The organism is Acidilobus sp., from assembly GCF_049973875.1.
In the GTDB taxonomy this organism is placed as follows: Archaea; Thermoproteota; Thermoprotei_A; order Sulfolobales; family Acidilobaceae; genus Acidilobus.
Genome location: NZ_JBMFJI010000018.1, coordinates 1 through 21,543, shown reverse-complemented (window position 1 = coordinate 21,543; position 21,543 = coordinate 1). Strand labels below are relative to the sequence as shown.

The 21,543-nt window shown below is 64.3% G+C and carries 20 protein-coding genes and 1 pseudogene; 8 read left to right on the top strand and 13 right to left on the bottom strand.

Annotated features, from left to right (window positions below):
- Both ACP5H1_RS06500 and ACP5H1_RS06495 read right to left on the bottom strand, forming a co-directional pair.
- Positions 1 to 408: pseudogene (locus ACP5H1_RS06500) on the bottom strand (NADH-quinone oxidoreductase subunit D); the annotation flags it as partial.
- A 36-nt stretch (positions 409 to 444) separates the two neighbouring features.
- Entirely contained in the window at positions 445 to 1,707 is a 1,263-nt protein-coding gene (locus ACP5H1_RS06495) for a pyridoxal phosphate-dependent aminotransferase (RefSeq protein ID WP_427973164.1), read from the bottom strand.
- 20 nt (positions 1,708 to 1,727) lie between these two features.
- Here ACP5H1_RS06495 and ACP5H1_RS06490 point away from each other — a divergent pair, with 20 nt between their 5' ends.
- Positions 1,728 to 3,452 carry a chloride channel protein gene (locus tag ACP5H1_RS06490; protein ID WP_427973161.1) on the top strand — a complete coding sequence of 575 codons (1,725 nt, stop codon included), beginning with the start codon at positions 1,728 to 1,730 and terminating at the stop codon, positions 3,450 to 3,452.
- On the opposite strand, the gene ACP5H1_RS06485 is transcribed toward ACP5H1_RS06490, so the two are convergent.
- Positions 3,427 to 4,554 (bottom strand): tRNA sulfurtransferase, encoded by a 1,128-nt coding sequence (locus ACP5H1_RS06485; RefSeq protein WP_427973176.1) that lies wholly within the window; start codon positions 4,552 to 4,554, stop codon positions 3,427 to 3,429. The two genes, ACP5H1_RS06490 and ACP5H1_RS06485, sit on opposite strands and share 26 nt — an antisense overlap.
- A 55-nt stretch (positions 4,555 to 4,609) precedes the next feature.
- Entirely contained in the window at positions 4,610 to 4,747 is a 138-nt protein-coding gene (locus tag ACP5H1_RS06480; RefSeq protein ID WP_427973160.1) for a hypothetical protein, read from the bottom strand.
- A 153-nt stretch (positions 4,748 to 4,900) separates the two neighbouring features.
- On the opposite strand from ACP5H1_RS06480, the gene ACP5H1_RS06475 reads away from it, so the two are divergent.
- Positions 4,901 to 5,290 (top strand): Sjogren's syndrome/scleroderma autoantigen 1 family protein, encoded by a 390-nt coding sequence (locus ACP5H1_RS06475; protein WP_427973173.1) that lies wholly within the window; start codon positions 4,901 to 4,903, stop codon positions 5,288 to 5,290.
- Here ACP5H1_RS06475 and ACP5H1_RS06470 read toward each other — a convergent pair.
- The gene (locus ACP5H1_RS06470) at positions 5,287 to 5,913 is read right to left on the bottom strand and encodes a hypothetical protein (protein WP_427973157.1); all 627 of its coding nucleotides are present in this window, start codon (positions 5,911 to 5,913) and stop codon (positions 5,287 to 5,289) included. The two genes, ACP5H1_RS06475 and ACP5H1_RS06470, sit on opposite strands and share 4 nt — an antisense overlap.
- A 62-nt stretch (positions 5,914 to 5,975) precedes the next feature.
- On the opposite strand from ACP5H1_RS06470, the gene ACP5H1_RS06465 reads away from it, so the two are divergent.
- Both ACP5H1_RS06465 and ACP5H1_RS06460 read left to right on the top strand, forming a co-directional pair.
- Positions 5,976 to 6,803: a DMT family transporter gene (locus ACP5H1_RS06465; protein WP_427973154.1), complete on the top strand. Its 828-nt coding sequence runs from the start codon at positions 5,976 to 5,978 to the stop codon at positions 6,801 to 6,803.
- A gap of 81 nt (positions 6,804 to 6,884) precedes the next feature.
- A complete protein-coding gene (locus tag ACP5H1_RS06460) occupies positions 6,885 to 8,234 on the top strand; it encodes a RuvB-like helicase (protein ID WP_427973170.1) in 1,350 nt (449 codons plus the stop codon).
- Here ACP5H1_RS06460 and ACP5H1_RS06455 read toward each other — a convergent pair.
- From ACP5H1_RS06455 to ACP5H1_RS06440, 4 genes are all read right to left on the bottom strand, one after another.
- Positions 8,231 to 9,148 (bottom strand): hypothetical protein, encoded by a 918-nt coding sequence (locus ACP5H1_RS06455; RefSeq protein WP_427973152.1) that lies wholly within the window; start codon positions 9,146 to 9,148, stop codon positions 8,231 to 8,233. The two genes, ACP5H1_RS06460 and ACP5H1_RS06455, sit on opposite strands and share 4 nt — an antisense overlap.
- 86 nt (positions 9,149 to 9,234) lie before the next feature.
- Positions 9,235 to 9,642: a hypothetical protein gene (locus tag ACP5H1_RS06450; RefSeq protein ID WP_427973168.1), complete on the bottom strand. Its 408-nt coding sequence runs from the start codon at positions 9,640 to 9,642 to the stop codon at positions 9,235 to 9,237.
- Positions 9,612 to 9,887 carry a hypothetical protein gene (locus ACP5H1_RS06445; protein WP_427973149.1) on the bottom strand — a complete coding sequence of 92 codons (276 nt, stop codon included), beginning with the start codon at positions 9,885 to 9,887 and terminating at the stop codon, positions 9,612 to 9,614. Before ACP5H1_RS06445 ends, ACP5H1_RS06450 begins: the two co-directional genes overlap by 31 nt.
- A gap of 33 nt (positions 9,888 to 9,920) precedes the next feature.
- Positions 9,921 to 10,400, bottom strand: coding sequence for a hypothetical protein (locus tag ACP5H1_RS06440; protein WP_427973146.1), 480 nt, complete (start codon positions 10,398 to 10,400; stop codon positions 9,921 to 9,923).
- A 42-nt stretch (positions 10,401 to 10,442) separates the two neighbouring features.
- On the opposite strand from ACP5H1_RS06440, the gene ACP5H1_RS06435 reads away from it, so the two are divergent.
- Complete coding sequence (locus tag ACP5H1_RS06435) at positions 10,443 to 11,237, top strand: creatininase family protein (RefSeq protein WP_427973144.1); 795 nt, start codon at positions 10,443 to 10,445, stop codon at positions 11,235 to 11,237.
- Here ACP5H1_RS06435 and ACP5H1_RS06430 read toward each other — a convergent pair.
- A complete protein-coding gene (locus tag ACP5H1_RS06430) occupies positions 11,191 to 11,652 on the bottom strand; it encodes a phosphate-starvation-inducible PsiE family protein (RefSeq protein WP_427973141.1) in 462 nt (153 codons plus the stop codon). The genes ACP5H1_RS06435 and ACP5H1_RS06430 overlap by 47 nt on opposite strands.
- 42 nt (positions 11,653 to 11,694) lie before the next feature.
- Positions 11,695 to 12,021 (bottom strand): hypothetical protein, encoded by a 327-nt coding sequence (locus ACP5H1_RS06425; protein ID WP_427973138.1) that lies wholly within the window; start codon positions 12,019 to 12,021, stop codon positions 11,695 to 11,697.
- A gap of 136 nt (positions 12,022 to 12,157) precedes the next feature.
- Between ACP5H1_RS06425 and ACP5H1_RS06420 the strand changes: the two genes are divergently transcribed.
- The gene (locus tag ACP5H1_RS06420) at positions 12,158 to 13,180 is read left to right on the top strand and encodes a zinc-binding dehydrogenase (protein ID WP_427973166.1); all 1,023 of its coding nucleotides are present in this window, start codon (positions 12,158 to 12,160) and stop codon (positions 13,178 to 13,180) included.
- Here the strand turns inward: ACP5H1_RS06420 and ACP5H1_RS06415 are convergent.
- Positions 13,172 to 13,615 carry a GNAT family N-acetyltransferase gene (locus ACP5H1_RS06415; RefSeq protein WP_427973135.1) on the bottom strand — a complete coding sequence of 148 codons (444 nt, stop codon included), beginning with the start codon at positions 13,613 to 13,615 and terminating at the stop codon, positions 13,172 to 13,174. The genes ACP5H1_RS06420 and ACP5H1_RS06415 overlap by 9 nt on opposite strands.
- Before the next feature lie 224 nt (positions 13,616 to 13,839).
- On the opposite strand from ACP5H1_RS06415, the gene ACP5H1_RS06410 reads away from it, so the two are divergent.
- The gene (locus ACP5H1_RS06410; protein WP_427973133.1) at positions 13,840 to 15,822 is read left to right on the top strand and encodes a hydantoinase/oxoprolinase family protein; all 1,983 of its coding nucleotides are present in this window, start codon (positions 13,840 to 13,842) and stop codon (positions 15,820 to 15,822) included.
- 3 nt (positions 15,823 to 15,825) lie between these two features.
- Entirely contained in the window at positions 15,826 to 17,391 is a 1,566-nt protein-coding gene (locus tag ACP5H1_RS06405) for a hydantoinase B/oxoprolinase family protein (protein WP_427973131.1), read from the top strand.
- Here ACP5H1_RS06405 and ACP5H1_RS06400 read toward each other — a convergent pair.
- On the bottom strand, positions 17,388 to 21,272 hold the full coding sequence (locus tag ACP5H1_RS06400; protein ID WP_427973129.1) for a hypothetical protein: 3,885 nt from the start codon (positions 21,270 to 21,272) through the stop codon (positions 17,388 to 17,390). The genes ACP5H1_RS06405 and ACP5H1_RS06400 overlap by 4 nt on opposite strands.
- Between the last annotated feature and the right edge of the window lie 271 nt (positions 21,273 to 21,543).

Sequence of the window (21,543 nt, the reverse complement as noted above, 5' to 3'; positions counted from 1 at the left end):
GGCGCCTCCCCTGCCCCTCAGCTGGGACCTCTTGACCTCCTCAACCACCTCGGCCTGGGGCATGGAGAGGGCCCTCTCCAGGCCCCTCATGCCCCCGAGCTGAAGATAGTGCCGCAGCGACCTGACCGGCCCGTCGACTATGTGCCTGAGCACCACCGCCCTCCTCGACCTGACCTCCACGTGAGGCGCGCCGCCCGTCAGCGTGCTCGAGGGCCCCGCGTAGCACTTGCCCAGGCAGTAGGTCGGCGGCCGCTGGGCGACCGCCCTCCTCCAGGCCTCGGGGTTGAGGGACCTGGCGGCGTAGCAGGCCAGCCCCCTGCAGTGCTCCTCGGGCGGCGCGAAGTCGGGGAACGAGTAGAAGGTGTTCACCTCCTGCCTTGGAAGGTTAATCCTAATCGTCAGGGGCACCCTATTGCCTTAAGTATCCTAAAGATAGATAAATTCCTACTGCCCCGCCTCCCCTAGGGCCTCCCCAATCCTCCTTATGCCCTCCTCGAGCCTCTCCGGCGGCTGGCTGACGAAGGTGACCCTTATGAATGTCCTGTCGGCCGGCCCGAAGGCGGTCCCGGGCATCACTGTGACCCTGTGCCTCGAGGCCAGCCTTGAGGCGAAGGACTCCGCGTCGTTGACCAGCGGCGAGAGGTCGGCGTAGAGGTACATTGAGGCCTGGGGCTCCGTGAACCTGGCCGAGGGCGCGTACCTCCTCATAGCCTTTACTGCCGCGTCCCTCCTTCTCCTGTACTCGGCAACCACGGACTCTATGAACTTCTCCCTCCCCTCCCACCTCAGGTAGCGCAGGACGTAGAGCTGCGACATGTTCGACGCCCCGAAGAAGGCGTGCCCGCTGAAGGAGGCGTACGCATCTATAAAGTCCCTGGGGCCGTAGATGTAGCCCAACCTCAGGCCGGGGACGCCGGGGTCCTTGGAGAAGGTGCCCAGGCCTATCACGCTGTCAGGCGCGTGCGGCTGGACGCTCCTGTAGGAGCCCTCGTAGACTATCCTCCTGTAGGCCTCGTCAACAACCAGGTAGACCCCTTTGTCCTGGGCCAGCTCCGCCATCGCCTTGCCTATGCCTGGGTCAAGGAGCCTGCCAGTGGGGTTGTCCGGGTCAACGAGGACTATCGCCTTAGTCCTGTCGCTGATGGCCGCGGCCACCGCGTCTGGGTCGGGCTGGAAGCCCCTCTCGGGGCTGGCCCTGACCCACCTCACCCTGCCGCCCAGGTACTCTATGACGGGCCTGTATATCATGAACGTCGGGTCAATCAGTATGACCTCGTCCCCGGGGTCCAGGAGCACGGACATGGCTGAGAATATGGCCGCTGTCCCGCTGGGGGTTATGGCGACCTCGTCGAAGCTCACTTTAGTGCCGTCGCGCTTCAGCTCCTCGGCGACGGCCTCCCTCAGCTCCGGCAGGCCCCTGGTGGGCGCGTAGGCGTAGCTCTCCGGCCTCCTCAGGTCGTCAATTAGTGAGTCCACGAGCTCAAGGGGAGGGGGCAGGCTCGGCTCCCCCGCGTGGAGCCTTATGACGTCAGCCCCGGCGGGGCCCAGGAGCGAGTCTATTATCTTCATTGGGGACGCGGCCAGGTAGGACAGCCTGGAGCTGAGAGCCCTGGGCATGCTGGTCTCCGGGGCCCCCGTGCCCTCCAAGATTTTATCGTTACCCTTGGCCTCGGCCCCTTCGGCCTCACTTTTATACCCCCGTTCCAAGGTCTACCTCGGGGCCGACGTTGAGGTTATCAGAGCTGCCCTACTACGAGAGGTGGTTCATAGCCGGCATAGTTATAGGGGTCTCGGTAGGCCTGGCTATACTGACCCTCTACTACCTCGAGGCCTACGCCCTCGGCAAGTTAGTCCTGCTTGACCTGCTTCACGTCAACAAGAGGGGCATGACCCTCGCCCAGTACTACGCCTCCCTCCCGCGGCTCCTCCTGATGCCCCTGGTGCTGGCCGCCGCCTTCCCGCTCTCGCTCTTCGTCGCGCTGGCCATGAGGACGCCCGAGGTGGGCAGCGACCCCGCGGTGAGGGCATACCACAGGAACGCCAGGATGAGGCTTGAGGAGGCCCCGGCGGCCATCATCTCGTCGGCGATAACCATAGGCCTCGGGGGCAGCGCCGGGAGGGAGGGGCCCGCGTCGCACGCCGGGGCCGTAATATCGCAGTGGCTCTCCAGGATAATGAACATGAGCGCCGAGGACAGGAGGAGGGCCGTGGCCATAGGCCTCGGGGCGGGCATAGGGGCCGCCTTCAAGTCCCCCTTCGCAGGCGCCATACTCTCCGCAGAGCTTCTCTACAGGAGGGACATGGAGCCCGAGGTCATATACCCCTCGCTCATAGCGTCAAGCATAGCGTACGTAATATACGGCTCCGCCACGGGCTTCTCCCCAATACTTGGGCTGTGCAGTTGCCCCTTCAACCCGCTCTACCTCCCCCTCTTCGCCGTCCTGGGCCTCATAACGGGGGGCATGGCAATGCTTTACGTCAGGTCGCTCAACTACTTCTCAAGGCTGTTCAGGTCCCTGTCGAACCACTTCGTCAGGGCGGCCCTGGGAGGCGCCATGGTCGGCCTCCTGGTCGTGCTGTTCCCTGAGGACATGGGCGAGGGGCTCAGCTGGGTCAGGTCGCTCATGGGAGGGGGCCAGGTGGTGACCCTGCTGCCCCTTGCCATTGCCCTGCTGCTCCTGCCCCTCTCAAAGGTCCTCGCCACGTCGCTCACCCTCGGGAGCGGGGCCAAGGGAGGGGTCTTCGCCCCAGGGCTTGACATAGGCGCCTTCACGGGCCTGGCGTTCGGGGAGGCCCTTCACTTCGCCTCGCCCAGCCTCTTCAGGGAGGTCGGCCCGTTCATTGAAGTTGGCATGCTGTCGACCTTCGGGGCCGCCAGCTACGCCCCGGTGAGCTCGATGCTCATGACCGTCGAGATGTCGGGCAGCCTGGCGCTGCTGCCGGGCGAGATGATAGCCCTGGCCGTGGCAATGATGGTCTTCAGGGGGCCGACGCTGCTGAGGGAGCAGGTCGAGAGCAGGGCCAAGTCGCCGGCCCACGCGGGCGAGTACGCAATACCCGTGCTGAGGAGGGTCAAGGTAACCGAGGTGCCCCCGAGGCAGCTCTACGTGAGGCAGGACGCCAGTGTCTCCGAGGCCCTGCAGGTGATCGCGTCAGCGGGCCTCCTGTCGCTGCCCATGGTGGACCCGCTGGGCAGGGTGCTCGGCATAGTTAACGCGGTAGAGCTGAGGCAGGGGAGGCCCGAGGAGCCAGCTATGAAGTACATGAGGCCCGAGCCAGGGCACGTGAGGCCGGACTCAAGCCTTGAGGAGGTCATAAGCGTGATGTCAAGGACTAACTCCAGGTACGCGATAGTCGAGGACAACGGCAAGTTCATGGGCATAGTGACGCTTGACGACGTGGTCAGGGCGTATGAGAGGGAGGCCTCTAAGTACCCTGGCCCTCAGGGCTGACCTTCACCACCTCGGCGCCCTTTATGAGCTCCTTGTAGTCTAGGTTCATAGCCTGCTCCGCCTTGAGGACGTCCTCGACCCTGGCCCTCGTGGTCGAGGCCTGGGCTATGGCGCAGTACTCCGGCACCTTGGCTGATACGCTGTAGGTGCCTATCCTCCTGGCGACCTCTACTATCTCGTCCTTGTCCATGGCTATGAGGGGCCTCAGCACCGGGAGCCCTATGCCGTGCTCCTCAGCCTCCAGGTTCCACATGGTCTGTGAAGAGACCTGGGAGAGGGACTCGCCCGTGGTTATTGAGTGCGCCCCCTCGCGGACGGCCAGCGCCTCTGCCAGCCTGTAGAGGACCCTCTTGAGGGTTACAACCCTCAGCTCCCTCCTGACGTCGGCGAGCCCCTTCATGACAGGGACGCCGTCCACGAAGAACACCTTTATGTCGTGGCGCCCCGACCAGGCCCTCAGCGCCCTGACCTCCTCGAGCACGGCCCTCCTGTGCTCCTCCCCTCCTATGGACAGGTTCAGCACCAGGGGCACGACCCCCCTCTTCATGATCATCCACGTCGCCACCGGGGAGTCTATGCCGCCCGAGACCAGGGCCACTGTCTTGCCAGCGACGCCGACCGGCAGCCCTCTGGCGCCTTCGGCTAGGCCCGCGTGCACGTACGCCAGGCCCCTCTCGACAATGTCAACGTACACCGTCACCTCGGGGCTCTCAAGGTCAACCCCCGCGGAGGCCTGCAGGAGGGCCGCCCCCAGCTCCCTGTTAACGTCCATGCTGGTGAACCTGTCCTCGGCGCCTGTCCTCCTGGCCCTCACGGCAAACCTCCTGCCCCTGACGTCCTCCATAACGAGGGCCGAGGCCTTCCTGACCAGGTCCCCGAGGTCCTCGTACTTGACCGGGGCCGCCACGGAGTAGTGGGCTATGCCGAAGACCCTCGAGAGGGGCGACGCGTCCCCGTCTACCTCGAGCACCAGGGTGCCCCCGTAGGCCCTCCACGACCTGAGCCTTACCGTGGCCGAGGCGTTCCTTATGAGCTCGTTGACCATGTGAACCCTGGTGGGCCTCCCCTTTATGCCGAGCTCCCCAGCCAGGGTGGCTATCACTGTTGTCAAGGGACCACCGCCAATAGGGCTTAGGGGGAGGCCAAAAAGGCACTGCTCAGAGCACAATAACGTAGACGAACAGCAGGACCCCTATGAGCACCAGCGCCAGCCCGGCCAACACTGCGTACCTCCACCTGACGCCCAGGTTGGATGACCTCCTGGGCAGCTCCATCCTGCGGCCTGGCAGGGCCACCGCCTCCCCTCAGCTCGGCTCCCCGGGCAGATTAGCTTTGTTCGTAAGTATGCTTAGCGTTTTAACTTCAGGGGACACTGTCGCTGGGGAAAGGGGATGGGTGAGGAGGGAAACAAGTACGACGCCAGGAAGGACCCCAAGGTAATCAAGATAATGACGCAGCTCATGGCGCAGGGCGGGGTCATGCTGGAGCAGACGTGCCCCATATGCGGCCTCCCCCTCTTCAGGCTCAAGAGCGGCGACGTCGTCTGCCCGCTCCACGGCAAGGTATACATAGTGAGCAGCGACGAGGAGGCTCGAGAGGTGGAGATTGACGAGACGATAAAGCGACTGGAGTACTTCGCAAGCCTTAAGCTCAGGGAGCTGATGGACAAGGGGGACATAGGCGAGGCCGGCGACCTGCTGGGCATAATGGAGCAGGCGGAGAGGGTGCTCCGCCTCAGGCTCGAGAGGCTCTCGTCGTCATCAAGGCAGGCGCAGCCGCCTCCTCCGCCGAGGCGGAAGGACAAGGAAGAGGAGGAAGAGGAGGAGGAAGAGGCTTAGCCCTTAAGCAGCCTCGCCAGGAGAGGCGAGAGGCTGAGGAGGTCCTTCCTGTCCTTGGGCGCCGCCGGGAGGACTATCCTTATGCTTTCCAGCCCTGCGGCCTTCAGGACGGCGTTCACCAGCCTCTCGTGCCCCCTGCCCCATACTGCGTCGCTCACTCCGTCAAGGAGCTCGTCGACAAGGCCAGGGACAGTCATGTCAAGGATCCTCAGGAGGTTGACAGCGTTTATCCTCAGGCTGTTGCCGGCCACCGAGCTTGACACGTAGGCGTAGAGTGCCTTGCCCCTGGGTGACTTGGAGCAGGCGTCGCCCAGGAGCCTGCAGTCGAAGTAGTCGGCGGGCAGCCAGCCGTCTATGTGGAGCAGCTCGGACTCAACGACGCTCAGGCCCAGCGAGAAGGAGGCTCTTCGGTACCTGTAGATTATGTACTCGCGGCCCGAGGCCTCCTGGGCGTCGCTCCAGAAGGCCCTCTCCTGGTACTGGTTAAGCCCAATCCTGGAGAGGAGCCGCGACGTGGCCAGCGGCGGGTCCCTGCACCTCAGCCCCCTCTCCCTGCACCCCGCTATTAAGGCCCGGGCCGCCTCCACCATGAAGCCCAGGAAGGCCTTCCTCACGTCGCCCACGGCTTAACTGTAAAGCGACCACTTTAAATGCGTGAGGAGGCCTAGCCCTGTTAGGGTAAGGCTTGGACAGGGCGTCGGCGGGCTGGCTGGGGCTCTACGTAGTAGGCTCAGCCCTGCTCTACTTCTTCGTCAAGGCGGGCCTGGCCTACGCCCAGCCGCTCGAGTACACGGTGCTGAGGTTCGTCCTTTCAGCCGTCGTGCTGCTGGCGCTGACCAGGTCGCTGACGCTTAACAGGTACGTGGTCCTCCTGGCCGCCCTGGCGGCCGCGAGCTCCGTGGTCTGGGCCTGGGGCCTCATGCTGGTCCTCCCCGCGACGTCGGCGAGCCTGAGCTACTTCATGCCGTTCGTGGCGATAATAATGAGCTTCTTCGTGCTTGGTGAGCGCCTTGACAGGTGGGGGGCGGCCGGCATGGCCATAGGCGCCGTTGGGGTGACCCTTTACGCCGTGGAGTCCGTAAGGGGCAGGAACACGGCGCTCGGCGTCGGCCTGACCCTGTTTAACACCGTCCTCTGGGCTGGCTACACGGTGCTCTACAGGAAAATAGCTAAGCTGGGCGCGGACGTAGACATGAACTCAGTCAACCTCTCCATGTTCCTGCTAGGGACTGCCATGATGCTCCCCTTCGTGGCCGTCGACCACTCCCCGGTCAGGCTTAACCTGACGCTCCTGGTTAGCCTAGCCTGGGCCTCAACCATGGGAGGGGCCCTGCAGTTCCTCTCGTGGAGCAGGCTGCTCGAGAGGATGAGCGTCTCCAGGGCGACGCTGCTGAGCTACCTGGTGCCCGCTGCCGCCGCTGGGGTCCAGGCAGCCATGGGGGAGCCCCCGGGCCCGCTCCAGGCCCTCGGCCTTGGAATAATGGTGCTCGGCGCCTACGTCGCCCTCCGCTGAAGCCCTCACTTACTGGAAGAACGTCAGCTTCCTTACTAAAGCTTAAAGGCCCCTTGGACAACCATGGAGACGGTGTGCGACATGTCCGAGATACAGATAACGCCCGTGAGGCAGCCCAAGTGGTCCTCAGTCCACAGCCACATAAGGGGGCTTGGGCTTGACAAGAACGGCAAGGCGCTCAGGGTAGCCGACGGCATGATAGGTCAGACAGAGGCCAGGGAGGCTGCGGGCCTCGTTGTTGAGATGGTGAGGCAGGGCAGGCTGGGCGGCAAGGGGGTGCTGATCGTGGGCCCCAGCGGCACTGGCAAGACTGCAATAGCTGTAGCCATGGCCAGGGAGCTGGGCGAGGACACCCCGTTCGTGGCGGTAAACGGCTCCGAGGTCCTCGCGGCGGAGAACAAGACGGAGTTCCTGATGCAGGCCATGCGCAGGGCCGTGGGCGTCAGGATGAGGGACGAGAGGGAGGTCGTCACTGGAGTGGTCACTGACCTCAAGTACCTCAAGAGGACCTCGCCGTTCTACCCATACCCAGTCCTCGGGGGCGCCAAGGTGACCCTCGAGACCAAGGACGACTCCGGCACCTTCACCGTGGGCCCGGAGGTCGCGCAGCAGCTCCAGGAGCTCGGCGTGAGGAAGGGCGACGTGATAATGATAGACGTCAACACCGGCGAGGTCAGGAGGCTCGGCAGGGTCAGGGAGAAGGCCGCGGTCAGCTATGACATAGACGTCACCGAGAACGTGGAGGTGCCGAGCGGCAGGGTCAGGTCCAGGAGGGAGATAGTCAGGACCCTCACGCTTCACGACATAGACGCCTCAATAGCGGCCCAGAGGGCGGCCTTCACGATATTCGGCTTCCTGAGGGAGGAGTCAGCGATAAGCGACGAGGTCAGGGCCAGGACCGACGAGCTCGTGAAGAAGCTGAGGGACGAGGGCAAGGCCGAGCTTGTGCCGGGAATTATGTTCATAGACGACGCCCACATGCTCGACATAGAGGCCTTCAGCTTCCTGACTAAGGCCATGGAGGGCGAGTTCGCGCCGATAATAGTGCTGGCCACCAACAGGGGAATGACAACGATAAGGGGCACCGACGAGGTGTCGCCCCACGGCATGCCAAGGGACCTGCTGGACAGGCTTCTAATAATAACTACAAGGCCCTACAGCGAGGACGAGATAAGGGAGATCATAAAGGTCAGGGCCGAGGAGGAGGACGTCGAGCTGAGCGATGACGCCCTCAGCGCGCTCACCAAGATAGGCGCGGAGAGGAGCCTGAGGTACGCCGTCCAGCTCCTGCAGCCGGCCAAGCTTGCGGCGGAGAGAAGGGGCTCGAGCAGGGTGGAGGCCTCCGACGTGGAGCAGGTGTCGAAGCTCTTCGCGGACCTGAAGACGAGCATAGAGTACGTGGAGAAGTACAAGGACCTGCTGCTGCGCTAAAACGCGCCGAGCCTCCTCATCAGCTCAGCCATGGACTCCCTGAGGCCCCTCTCGAGCAGCGGCTGAAGTTTTGGGGAGGGCCTTAGCAGCGGGGCCCCCGAGTACATTCTCGGCAGCTCGCTCAGGGCCCCCAGGAGCCTCCTTGAGTACTCCTCGGGCACCCTCAGGGCGTACACAGTGTGCGTGCTGGTCTCGGCCCTCCTGACCTCCTCGACGAGCCCCTGCTCGGAGCACCTGTCGAAGGCCACAAGCATGGCGGCAAGCTTGGTCACCGGGACCCTGTAGGCGTACCCCCTGGAGCCTGTCGAGGTGACGTACTCCATCACGGACCTGTTGTCGGGCATGAACGCAGGCCCCCTGACGTTCAGCCCCCTCCTCCTGGCCTCCTCCATGAGCCACGAGACCCTCTCGTAGCTGCTCCTGCTGTTTGCCTTGGCCACTATCTCCACCGGGGAGTCCTCGACCACGTCCGGCAGGGGCAGGTAGAGGGTGTTCTCAGCCGTGACGCTCACGTCCGCGACCCCGGCGCTGTCAAGCTCGTCAGCCACCTCCTCGGGCAGCCTGCCGGCCAGGGAGACGCCCATGAGGTCCGGGGCCACTATTATGAGCCCCCTGTCCCTCGAGAGCGCGTCAAGTATGAACTTCACCATGTGCTCGGTCCTGTCGCCCTCAGGCACCTCGGCCACCCGCTCGTACTCGTAGATCTCGGCGAAGTCGAAGGACTCAAGGAGGGCGTTGAGCAGGGGCACCTCATCTATGCTCGGCTCGTGGACGCTCTTGACAAGCAGGGAGACCTCGCTGCCCGTCACCTCAGGGCTCGGGGCCTCCCTCAGCTCGACGCTCGCCCTGTAGACCCTTGAGGTGAGGTATATGCCTTCAAGCTCCTCGGCGCAGTCCTCTGGGGACGCCTTCAAACGCGCTGCCTGTCTAACACTTGGCCTCCAGGGATTTTTATGTGAAGCGTTTACAGCCGGCCCGCTAAGGCCTCGCCCTCAGGGCGTCAGCTGTTGGCGTACGCGTAGACCGCCAGGAAGGCAACGACGAATATGGGTATGAGCAGGACGTCGCTGGGCGAGTAGAAGGCCTCGGCGTACCAGAAGGCTGAGAAGGTGAGCAGCATGGCTGAGACGAAGTTCTTGAGCAGGGCGACCCTTATCCTGAGTATGTTCTGCTTCAGGAAGTAGGCGAGCACGGCCACCAGGGCCGCGCCCACGGCAAAGCCGAGGGCTGCCGAGGTGTAGCTCTCGGGCAGCAGGGCGAGTATAACTATGGCCGCCTCCAGGGCCTCGGTGGCGCCGACGCTGAAGGCCGTGGCGGCAAGCCCCTTGCCCTCCGAGAGCTCCGAGGCCACCGAGGCCGCGGCCCCCCTCCTGGACCTTAGCACGGTCCTCCTCGTGCTCCTGGCCAGCCTGAGGCCGAAGTACAGCAGGAGGGTAGCCGAGAACAGGCGGAGTAGGTCACGGGCACGTCCTCTATGACCTTTCCTGCAACGAAGGTTGGCACCAGCACCAGGGCCTCGCCGGCGACCATGGCGCCGAATGACGCTAGCACGTTCCTGAGCTCGGCGTACACCGCAACCCCGACCGCCGCGGCCTCGGAGAGCTCAAGCAGGGTTATGCCGAGGGCCGCCAGGGCCACTCCAGGGTCTATCAACCCCTACCCCAGGCGCTCAAGGCTCAAGTCTTTTTAAGCGTTAGCCAGCCTCCCATCAAACTCTATCCTGAGGCCCCTCAGCGCCTTCATAACTGAGTCCCTGTAGGCCTCGACCCTCTCCCTGGGCACCCTGGCCTCCGCCTGCTTAAGCACCAGGTCCTCAACCACGGCGTACTTCTTGTAGGTCTCGTTCAGCCTCCTCCAGTCTATGCCCTTCAGGGCCTGCTCCACCTCGGGGTCCCTCTTTATTATGCCTGCCAGCATGAGGACCGATATTATGGGGTAGCCCACGTAGCCCCTCAGCTTAGTGCCGTTGTCGTCGCTGTAGGCCCTGAAGTGGTCCCCCTCCTTAACCACCTTGACGTGGTACTTCCTGTCGCCCTCGCTGCTGGTCACCACGGCCTCAAGTACGTCGGGGCCCACCGTGCTGAGCATCTGCACCCTGCCGTCCGCTATGGCCCCGGCGGCCTCGAGCACCTTTATCCTAGGGGGCTGCCTGAGCGTCCCTGTCACCTATAAATACGTGGGCCCGGAAGCTATTAACCAGGAACGCCCTTGACCGAGGTCTGGGAGCTCCCGGGCTCAAGGTTTGACTCCTCCCCAAGGTCCATAGCTGTCATACCCATAGGCTCCGTGGAGAGGCACGGCGACCACCTGCCCCTTGGCACCGACGCCATAGAGGCCGCCTGGGTCGCCCAGAGGGTAGCAGATGCCCTGGGCGCCGACCTCTTCCCAACCATATGGTACGGCGTGTCGCCTGCCCTGGCCAGGTTCCCGGGGACTATAAACGTGGAGACAGACGCCTTCATTGCATACGTGAGGAGCGTCCTGAAGGAGATAGCCAGGAACGGCTACAGGCTCATAGTGATAATAAACGGGCACGGGGGCAACACGACGGCCATAAGGGTGGCGATGAAGGACGCGGCCTACAGCAGCGGGGCCACCTTCGTGATGTTCGACTGGTGGAGGGACGCAGGCAGGGAGGCGCTTAGGCAGCTGTTCACGAGCCCGGGCCACGCAGGCGAGGACGAGACCAGCGCCATGCTCTACATAGACGGGGCCCACGTAGACATGTCGGCCGCCAGGGCCTACCCAAGCGGCTGGAGCCCCGGCAGCGAGGGGGAGGCGGGGGACCTGAAGTCCATGAGGAACTTAATGATATACGTCCAGGGGGTGGCCGTGGAGTCCCAGGCGGTTGACCAGGCGCTCTACCCCTACGCAGTCCTCGGCGACCCCACCAAGGCCTCGGCTGACAGGGGGGAGAGGTGGCTTGAGGCGGTGGTCAGCGAGATAGTTGAAAGGGTCAGGGGGCTTGCGGGCACCCTTGGTGTGCTTCCTCCCCGCCCTTAAACATGCCGGTGATCACGTAGGCGGCGGCAACGGCAAGGAAGGCAAGGGCCAGCTCCATTATGGTCACCGGGTTTATCTGCTGCTGGGTTATCGAGCTCGCCACCATCTCCCTAACTATAACTATCATGGCCACCTCCACTATGCTCCTTATTGATATGTAGCCCTCCCTCACGCTTATGACTATGGTCCTCATGAGGTCGGCCGCCAGGAGCATAATAATTACGAGGTCCACCATGCTGAGTATTGTCACGTGGGCCGCGGCCGCGTTGCCAGAGGAGAGCTGGGCCGAGGCCGTCTCCACCTCCACCAGGAGGTTCCAGAGCGAGAGGACCATGACCACTATTATCGCCAGGGCTATGAGGAGCTCCACCGCCAGCAGGAGCAGCCTTGAGGTCCTTCCAAGGCTCGCTGACAATAAATTTCCCTGTGGGTCATAGGAGGACTGCAAATTAAAGGGTCACGGGTCCTTCATTATCTCCTGCAGCTTCCTCCTGGCCTCCTCCAGGGCCATGGGGTCGCTGGGCTTCGTAGTCTTGGGGTCGAACGGGTACTGGCTCATAACTAGCTTCACCTCGCCGTTCTCAAGCTGGGCGAAGAGCTGGGGGAGCCAGGCCATGCCAAGGTCGTCCTTGTCGCCGTAGGATATGGCGTAGACGTAGTCCTCCTTCTTGACCTCCAGCTCTACGTTGAGCTCCTTGGCCAGCTGCTGGGCCAGGTTCATCCAGTTCTTGTGCAGGGGGTGGAAGTCCTCCGTGTCGAGCACAAGCTTAACTACCTTGCCCAAGGCCTCTCTCCCGCCCCTCAGGGTGTCCGAGGGATTTTAAGCGTAGAGGTAAAGGCGTGGCCCAAGGCTTGGGTCCTTCCAGTAGAAACCATTTATTAGTGGTGTGCACGGAACCCTGGGGTCAGGCTTGAAGGCCATGGTCTTCGACTCCCACGGAGGCCCTGAGGTGCTCCACGAGGCTGAGGTCCCCGACCCGAGGCCGGGCCCCGGCGAGGTCGTCGTCAGGGTCAGGTACACCTCGCTCAACAGGATAGACGCGCTGGTCCGCAGGGGCTACCCCGGCATAAAGGTGAAGCTGCCCCACATACTCGGCTCCGACGTCTCGGGCACGGTTGAGGAGGTCGGCGAGGGCGTTGACTTCCTGAGGGAGGGGCAGCAGGTGATAGTGGCCCCGGTTCACGGCTGTGGCCACTGCGAGTACTGCCTCACCGGCAGGGAGAACATGTGCAGGCTCTGGTCAATGCTCGGCTTCCAGGAGGACGGCTCGTACGCGGAGCTTGTCAAGGTTCCGGCCAGGACTGCGATACCCGCCGAGGGGGACCCGGAGGAGCTTGGCGCCCTGCCTCTCTCCCTGTTGGTAGCCTACAGGTCGCTGGTGAGCGTGGCCAACGTCTCCAGGGGGCAGTACGTGCTCATATGGGGCGCGACCGGGGGCGTGGGCACGCTGGCTATACAGGTGGCCAAGGCCTTCGGGGCCAGGGTGATAGCGACCACCAGGAGCGAGGGGAAGGCTAAGGTGCTCAGGGAGGCGGGAGCCGACCTCATAGTTAACACGGGCGAGGAGGACGCCGTCTCAAGGGTCATGGAGTTCACGGACGGCCACGGGGCTGACGTGGTGATAGACTACGTCGTGGGCACCACCCTGGACAGGAGCCTCGAGGCCCTGGCCACCGGGGGCACCATAGTTGTCTTCGGCTACCTCGGGGGGCCAGTGAAGGAGATAAACTGGAACAGGTTCTACCTGAAGCACGCGAGGATAGTCGGCACCCACACGGGGAGCCCGTGGGAGATGGCTAGGGCGTACCAGCTCTACGCCCAGGGCCTCGTGAGGCCAATAATAACCAGGAGGCTGGGCCTCTCGCAGGCGGCCGAGGCCCACAGGCTGATGGAGGAGGGCTCCCTGGCGGGCAAGCTTACCATGAAGGTCGACCTAGGCTAGTACCTTGACCATGAGTATGCCGTCCTCGTCGCCGTAGTACCTCGGGAGCCTCCTCGCGGGCCTGTAGCCGAACTTGAGGTAGAGGTTTATGGCAGGGTAGTTGGTCTCCCTGACCTCAAGCCTTACGGCCACAGCTCCCTCGCCCTTCAGCACCCCCTCGGCCTCGGCCAGGAGGGCAGACGCTATCCCCCTCCTCCTGAAGGCCGGCCTCACGGCCAGCGAGGCCAGGTGCCCGACCCCCCTGCCCTCCAGGTAGCCCAGGGCGTAGCCCGCGACCTCGCCGTCCTCCTCGGCAACTATCATGAAGGAGCCCCTGAGGGAGAGGAGGTACTCAAAAGTCTCAGGCGTGTACCTCTGCCTCGGAGGGAAGCTCTCCTCCTCGACCTTCAATATGGCTTCGATGTCCTCTGGCCTGTAGGGCCTCAGCCTGGCCAAGTTACCCCACGCCGCCCTGCTATGCAGGGTTAAAGGCCTTGAGGCTTGGCACATAAGTGCGCCTTGAAGTTAGGGGAGGCGCGGCCAAGGGCGCTCCTGAGGCCTTCCCTCAGGCCGAGCCATGTTACGCGCTAAAAATGCGCGTGCAAAAGATTCCATAAAAGCTGGCTATAACGTGCAGCCGGCCCTCGCTAAGCGTTAATAGCCGCCCAAGGACTGTTGGCGTGGGCGGCGCCTTGGGCGTCGTGGCCGTTGACGTGGGAGGCACCTTCACGGACGTGATATACGTTGACAGCTCAGGCTCCATGAGGCTCTCCAAGGTGCCGACTACCCCCAGGAGGCCCGAGGAGGGGGTCATCAGCGGCGTCCGCTCGGTCTCGCCCTCAGGGGCCTTTGAGGTGCTGCACGCCACCACGATAGCGACCAACGCCCTCCTCGGCCAGGTGGGGCTCGAGCTCCCGAGGACGGCGCTGCTGACCACGAGGGGCTTCAGGGACGTAATAGAGATAGGGAGGCAGGCGAGGCCTAGGCTCTACGACCTCTTCTTCACAAAGCCGAGGCCCCTGGTGCCGAGGGAGCTCAGGTTTGAGGTTGACGAGAGGACCCTCAGCGACGGCACCGTAATCAGGGAGGTCAGCGAGGCCGAGCTGGACGAGGTGGCCTCGAGGATGGAGTCCATGGGCGTCGAGGCGGTGGCCATAAGCTTCATCAACAGCTACGCCAACCCCTCCAACGAGGCCAGGGCCAGGGACCTCCTGTCAAGGAGGTTCGAGTACGTCACGGCCTCCCACGAGGTCGCCATGGAGCCCAGGGAGTACGAGAGGACCTCGACAGCGGTGGTCAACGCGGCACTGAGGCCCATAGTCTCAAGGTACCTCTCCTCGCTGCGGTCGTCGCTGAGCTCCATGGGCGCCTCGTCGCTGTCGGTCATGTCAAGCGCCGGGGGCCTGGTGGACGTCGATGAGGCCGCCCTGAGGCCCGTGCAGCTGATAGAGTCTGGCCCCGCGGCCGGTGCCATAGCGGCCTCGTGGCTCGCCAGGGAGCTTATGGTGGACAGCGCCATAGGCTTCGACATGGGAGGCACCACGGCCAAGGCGAGCTCCATAGTGAACGGCGAGGTCCAGGTAACTTCTGAGTACGAGGTCGGCGGGGAGGTGCACCACGGCAGGGTTGTCAAGGGCTCGGGCTACCCGGTCAGGTTCCCCTTCGTTGACCTGGCCGAGGTCTCGGCCGGGGGAGGGACCATAATATGGAGGGACGAGGCCGGTGCCCTGAGGGTTGGCCCGCTGAGCGCGGGGGCCGACCCGGGGCCGGCGTCATATGGGAGGGGAGGCTCGCAGCCCACCATAACTGACGCCAACCTCGTGCTCGGCAGGCTCGGCACCTCCCTTGCGGGGGGCGCCGTGGAGCTCAGGCCTGAGCTCGCGGTCCAGGCGCTCTCAAGGCTTGGGGACCCCGAGGACGTGGCCCAGGAGGCCCTGGAGCTGGCCATAGTTGAGATGGCAAGGGCCGTGAGGCTGGTCACCGTTGAGAGGGGCCTGGACCCCTCAGGCATGACATTAATTGCCTTCGGCGGGGCCGGCCCCCAGGTGGCGGCGGAGCTCGCGGAGGAGATTGGGGTCAGCAGGGTCCTCGTGCCCCCTGACCCGGGCCTCTTCTCGGCGCTGGGCCTCCTGGTGGCGGACTCTAAGTACGAGGCCAGGCTCCCGTTCCCCAGGGACCTGGGGGCCGCCTTCGAGAGCCTCGAGGCCTCCCTGGCCAGGAGGCTTGGCAGGGTGGACCACTTTGTCAGGCTCCTTGACGTGAGGTACAGCGGCCAGGGCTGGGAGCTCACCATAAGGGCCCCGGCGGACCTCTCGCCCTCCTCCGTGAAGGAGGAGTTCGACAGGGCCCACGAGGCGGCCTACGGCTTCACCCTCGACAGGCCGGTGGAGGTGGTGGCCGCCAGGGTCTTCGCTGTGATCCTGAGGCCGAAGCCCAGGCTCAGGGGGCCGCCGAGGGAGGGGGAGCCGAGGCCAATGGCCCAGAGGAGGGCATGGATTGGCGGCGGCTGGGACGAGGTCCCCATATACAGGAGGGAGTCGCTCCCCCAGGGCTTCAGGCTCAGGGGGCCAGCGGTGGTGGAGGAGTACAGCTCCACCACGGCTGTGCCCAGGGGGTGGACGCTCGAGGTCGGCCCCATGGGCGTCCTGGAGCTGAGGCGGTGACCCATGGTAAGCTGGGAGGTAATCCACAGGGCAACGGTGTTCATAGCGGAGGAGATGGGGGTAGCCCTGAGGAGGTCCGCCCTGTCGCCCAACATAAGGGAGAGGGCAGACCACAGCTGCGCGGTTGTAGACAGCGACGGCAACATAGTGGCCCAGGCGGAGCACATACCTGTCCACCTGGGCTCCCTCAGGGTCGGCGTCAGGAACCTGCTAAGGGCCCTCGAGTCCGAGGGCGTGGAGCTCAGGGAGGGCGACGTCGTGGTCTCCAACGACCCCTACATAACTGGGACCCACCTCAACGACGTAACCGTGATATCGCCTGTCTACGTGAGCGGCAGGCTCGAGGGCTACGTGGTCAACAAGGCGCACCACGTCGACGTTGGAGGGCCGGCGTTCGGCAGCATAAACCCTGAGGCCAGGACCATATACGAGGAGGGCATCATAGTTCCCCCGGTAAAGGTCGTCGAGGGCGGCAGGCCGAGGGATGACCTGCTGAGGCTCTACCTCGCTAACGTGAAGTACCCAGAGGCCTCTGAGGGCGACCTGAGGGCTCAGCTGGCGGCCCTGAGGGTCGGGGCCTCGAGGGTCAGGGAGCTCATCGACAGGTACGGCAGGGAGGCCGTCAGGGAGGGCTGGGCCAGGTCGATAGAGTACGCCAGGGAGCTGGCGTCCTCGGAGATATCGTCGTGGCCCGAGGGAACTTACAGGGCCTCTGACGTGCTTGAGGTGGGCCCGGGCGAGGGGGACGTTGTCAACATAGCCGCTGAGGTGAGCGTCTCAAGGGGAAGGGTGAGGGCCTCCCTCAGGGCCCCAGGGCAGCTCCAGAGGCCAGTCAACGCGGTCCTCGGGGTGACCTACGCCGCCTCCTCCTTTGCTATAAGGTCCCTCATGAGGGCTGACGTGCCGGTCAACGAGGGGCTCTACTCTACCATAGAGGTGGAGGCGCCGGAGGGCTCGATGCTGAACGCCAGGCCCCCGGCCCCGGTGGCGGCCGGGAACCTTGAGGTCAGCCAGAGGGTAGTAGACGTTATACTCCTGGCCATGGCGGAGGCCCTGCCCGACAGGGTCCCTGCCGCCTCCTCGGGCACCATGATGAACGTCATGTTAGGCGGCGTCGACCCCAGGACCGGGAGGACGTGGGCCTACTACGAGACAATAGGCGGCGGCTCGGGCGCCAGGCCCAACGGCGACGGCGTCTCTGCCGTTCACAACAACATGACCAACACCATGAACACCCCCATAGAGGTTGCTGAGGCGTCGTACCCGCTGGTGTTCATGTCTTACAGGGTGAGGGAGGGCAGCGGGGGAGCCGGCAAATACAGGGGAGGAGACGGAATAGTGAGGTCCTTCAAGGTCACGGCCCCGGCGAGGCTCTCAATAATAGCGAGCAGGTTCAGGTCAAGGCCGTGGGGGCTCAGGGGAGGCCTGCCGGGCGCGCCGGCCAGGGTTACGATAGTGAGGGCCTCGGGCAGGGCTGAGGAGGTCGTGCCGTTCTCAACTGTTGACCTCGGCCCCGGGGACGAGGTGATCATTGAGACGCCGGGAGGGGGCGGCTACGGGAGCCCCTAGGCCTTAGGGGCCCGCCTGGGCCTCCTGGGCATAAACTGCAGTAGGGCCAGTGCGAGGGCAGCTATGGCCAGTGCGAGCCCGGCCACGGCAACTGCCGTGGCCCTGGCGAGCGACGAGGCCTGCGAGGACAGCCTGGAGCCCTGGGCGCTGACTGAGGAGGACAGCTGCGTGAGCTGGGAGTGCAGGGCCGTGTAGTTCCCGCTTATCCACGAGGACAGCCTTGAGGCCTCGACCCCCTGGTATGAAGCGAGCTGCGTAACGTTCTGCCTGAGCAACGTTATGTTAGTCTCAGCCCTTGACAGGGCCTCGCCCAGCGACGACACGTTAGACCAGAGCGCGTTGACCAGCTCAGCCTCAGCCGTGACGTTAGACCTCACCTGGGAGGCCAGCGACCTGAACTCGCTGACCACGTAGCCCGCCTGGCTGACAGCGGAGTTGGCCTCCTGCAGCATGGCCTTGGCGTAGGCCAGGGAGGCGTTAACTGCGTACCCCAGGGCTGTCACGTTGGCCCTCAGCCCCCTCAGGTACTGCCAAGCGGCGGTGAGGTTCTCCATGGCCTGGTAGAGCTGGCCCTGCAGCAGGCTGACGTTGAACCTGACGCCCGAGAGCTCGTAGCTCAGGCTCCCCAGGTCTCCCAGGAGCTCCTCCCTCACGAGGCTCAGGTTGTTCATGGCCTGGGAGAGGTACTCGGCCATGAGCGACTGGAGGTAGCCCACGGCCTCCCTCACGTAGGCCGGGACCACCACGGTGACCCTGGACCCGGGGCCCTCGGCAAGGCCGCTCACGTTGGACCAGAGCAGGGTGAGGCTTGAGTTCACCAGGACGACGCGGCCGAGGCGGCTGTAGGCGAGGGTCACGTTGGAGTCCACTATCACCAGGTCGCCGTAGGAGCTGGAGTAGAGGATAGTTACGTTGCTGTCAACTATGTAGTCAGTTCCAGCGAACACGTCGTTGTACAGGGCGCCGCTGAAGGTCAGGTTCACGTCCTCAAAGTAGGAGTCCGTTGGGTAGAACTGGCCGGCCGCCAAGGTCCTGTTGAAGTAGTAGTACACTGGCATCTCGATTACCTGAGTCTCCAATGGGGCCAGCTGCGAGTACACGCCCTGGCCGTAGACCTCGATGTCCCAGGCCTGGGGCTGCCTTGCGCTGACTCCCTCAAGGCTCCCGTTGCTCCAGGGCAGCGTTATAGTGGCCTCCCACAGGCCCAGGGTGGAGTTGAACTGCATGGGGAGTGACGCCGACGGGCCCCCGCTGGCAGGCCTCACTGAGAGCGTGAAGTAGCCCAGCCTCACCGGGGTCCCGTTGGGGTAGGTCACGTTTGCGTACACCGTGATGGGCTGCCCCATCATTGAGTAAGCCGGCGCCGTTATGGTTGCCCTGAGCGGCGGGGACACGTAGACGTAGCCATACGCTACCCCCTCCACGGGCCCCAGCTCGGCGGAGCTGTAGTTGGTCTCAACTATGACGGCGTAGTAGCCCTGGCCCACGTAGCTGGGCAGCCTCACGCAGCCCCAGTACTCCCCAAGGGTTGTGTTGTAGTAGACGTAGGCCTGGTAGAAGGTGGAGACCAGGCCGCTGCTGTTGGACGCCAGGTAAACGGTTACGTTGCTCCCGTGCTCAAGCATTGCCGAGGTCTCAGGCCCGGCCTCGGCCGGGGCCGCCAGGGACACTGTGAAGTAGAGGCAGCTCCCGGGCGAAGGAGAGTACCCCCAGGCGGCCTCAGGCGAGTAGCTCACGGCCACCAGGGGTCCCGAGGCCAGGGGGATGGCTGCGAAGGCCGGCGGCTGGGCCTCAACAATGTAATAGCCTGGCGGCCTAACTTCAATGGGCGTCCCCGAGGTCACCTCCTCGAGCGCGTAGGTGTTGTTTTCATAGCAGTAGTAGAGGACTTCAAACAGCGTCGGCACATTGACTGGGGTCCCGTTGAGCTCGACCACCTCATAACTCATGCCCAGCGGGCCCACGTGGGGCCCCGGGCTCAGGTTGAGGTCATCCACGAAGTAGCCGATGAAGGCCTCGTACTCGTAGATCCCCCAGGTGCCGTTGTACCTGGCCTCAACCGCTATCATTGCAGGCCCTGAGGCGTTGGCCGGCACCGTGACAGAGGCCCTCCAGAGGCCTGCTGAGTAGCTCATCGGGACTACCTCTACGACGCCCTGCTGCGCGGTCTCTATGTAGAGGTTTACGAAGCCCGAGGAGACGGTCTCATTATAATAGGTCACGGAGGCGACCACGCTGAGCCTCTGGCCGGGCAGCAGCTCGGGCCCCTGGGGGCTCAGGCTGGCCGAGACCAGCAGCCTGGGCACGGTGCAGTTTATTGCCCTCAGGAGGGACTCGCCCGCGAGCCACCTGGCAAGCCTGCTCGCGTTTACAGCGCCAAGGCCGTTGAGCACGCTGTAGCCGCGACCAGCAAGCCACGGGAAGCTGTAGCCTGGGTAGGCCTGCTCAAAGGCCGACCTAGTGGACGCGTTGCACGGCGTCCCCCTGTACATGAGGTACAGCGTGGGCGCTATGAGGCCGAGCCCGTGGCCCACGTAGCCCTCAACGTCGGCCAGCTCGCCTGCCACAACAGCAGCGGCCAGCCCGTTGCCCCAGGCGGAGCCCCGGCCGGAGGAGGTGATAACGCTCAGCCCCGTGGCCGGGCTGGCGTCGGCCACGACGTCGGGCGAGCCCCTGCCGTAGGGGAAGCCCTGGGGAGGCTGCTGCCTCAGCAGGCCCTGCCACCACGGCATGGGCTCAACGGCGCTGACCCCGGCCTGGCTGCCCACGTCGCCCTCCGCGGACCAGGAAGACTGGGCCGTCAGGTTGCCTGAGACGAATGACGTAGAGCCCCCAACCGCGAGCACCCACGGGGACGAGGCCGGGTAGTAGAGGGAGCCCAGGGGCCCGTAGGGGTATATGCTCCCGTTGTCGCCGGTGGGCGCTACGAAGGTTATCCCCTCGGCTGCCCCAAGGGCGAAGTAGACGTCTGCCAGGTAGAAGTTGAAGAGGTAGAAGCCGTAGCCCAGGTAGTTAACAAGGCCCTCGGGGGCCCCGAAGGGGATCAGAACTATCGGCGTGCTGTTCAGCTGGTCAGCCTCCGCAGCCATAGCAGAGAGGGGGAGCCCCTGCCAGGCGGCATATATTACAATTGGAGAGCCCGGCGCCATGGAGTGCACCGCCTCGGCCAGGGCCTCGGCCTCAGCGGCCCACCCGGCGTAGAGCCCCAGGTTGGGGTCGTAGGGGCCTATGGGCACGTAGGACACGGGGGCCCCGGGCAGCCCATAGGCGGTATCGAAGGCCTCCAGCTCGTCGCCCAGCAGGGGGTCGCCGTAGTAAGTTACTATGCCGACCGGCACCCCGGAGCCGGTCATGTTGCCGACGCCATAAGCCTCCCTGAGCTCGCCAGGCCCGACTCCCTGAAGGCCTGAGGTCAGGCCAAGGGGCTGGAGGGTGAAGTTTGAGGCGTAGACGTAGCCCACGCCCGGCACATAGGAGGAGTAGACGAAGTACTCGCGGCCCATGTAGCTGAAGTACCTTGCCTGGCCTCCGAAGTCCTCCTCGAGCTGCCCCAGGCGGGCCTCGAAGAGTATCATGGAGCCCTCCAGGACGCCCAGCACCCTGAAGCCCATGCCCTGCAGCAGGGAGGCGTTGCCGCTCACCTGGGAGGGAGGGGGAAGCACCTGGGAGAGCAGGGTGGAGTTCATCAGGTGTCCGTACAGTGGGTTACCGGGCGCGGCCGAGGCCTCGGCGTAGAGGAACGCCAGGTTTAGGTTCCTGAGGGGCACGTAGAGCACGGCCACAGTCGCGGGCCCCTGGGACGAGGCCACGGGCAGAGAGGGAACCGCCGAGATTATAATGAGGGCTACGATGGCCAGGACCAGCCCCTTGGCCAAATTCATGGGCTGCACCGAATTTTATGACAAGGGGCAAATGTAATAAGGGTTAGCCTCCTTTCCTTTAGCCCGCCAAGGCTAGGGCTTGGCCCACTTTAATACCGTTTAGGCCGCACGTGCATACACAATAAAATACTTTTAACCACTCCATGTTAACGCCGGGAGACAGAAAGGGGCTTCCTTTGGACGCGGCCGTGGAGCTGACCTCCTCCCCGCCCTAAAGGGCGAGGGTTCCCTTAGAGCGGATCATAGGTTTGTGGTTTACCGCCTTCATCTT

Excerpts from the sequence above, each read along its gene's own strand:
- ACP5H1_RS06475 (WP_427973173.1), top strand. The coding sequence starts at position 4,901 with ATGACGCAGCTCATGGCGCAGGGCGGGGTCATGCTGGAGCAGACGTGC.
- ACP5H1_RS06460 (WP_427973170.1), top strand. The coding sequence starts at position 6,885 with ATGTCCGAGATACAGATAACGCCCGTGAGGCAGCCCAAGTGGTCCTCA.
- ACP5H1_RS06420 (WP_427973166.1), top strand. The coding sequence starts at position 12,158 with ATGGTCTTCGACTCCCACGGAGGCCCTGAGGTGCTCCACGAGGCTGAG.
- ACP5H1_RS06405 (WP_427973131.1), top strand. The coding sequence starts at position 15,826 with ATGGTAAGCTGGGAGGTAATCCACAGGGCAACGGTGTTCATAGCGGAG.
- ACP5H1_RS06400 (WP_427973129.1), bottom strand. The coding sequence starts at position 21,272 with ATGAATTTGGCCAAGGGGCTGGTCCTGGCCATCGTAGCCCTCATTATA.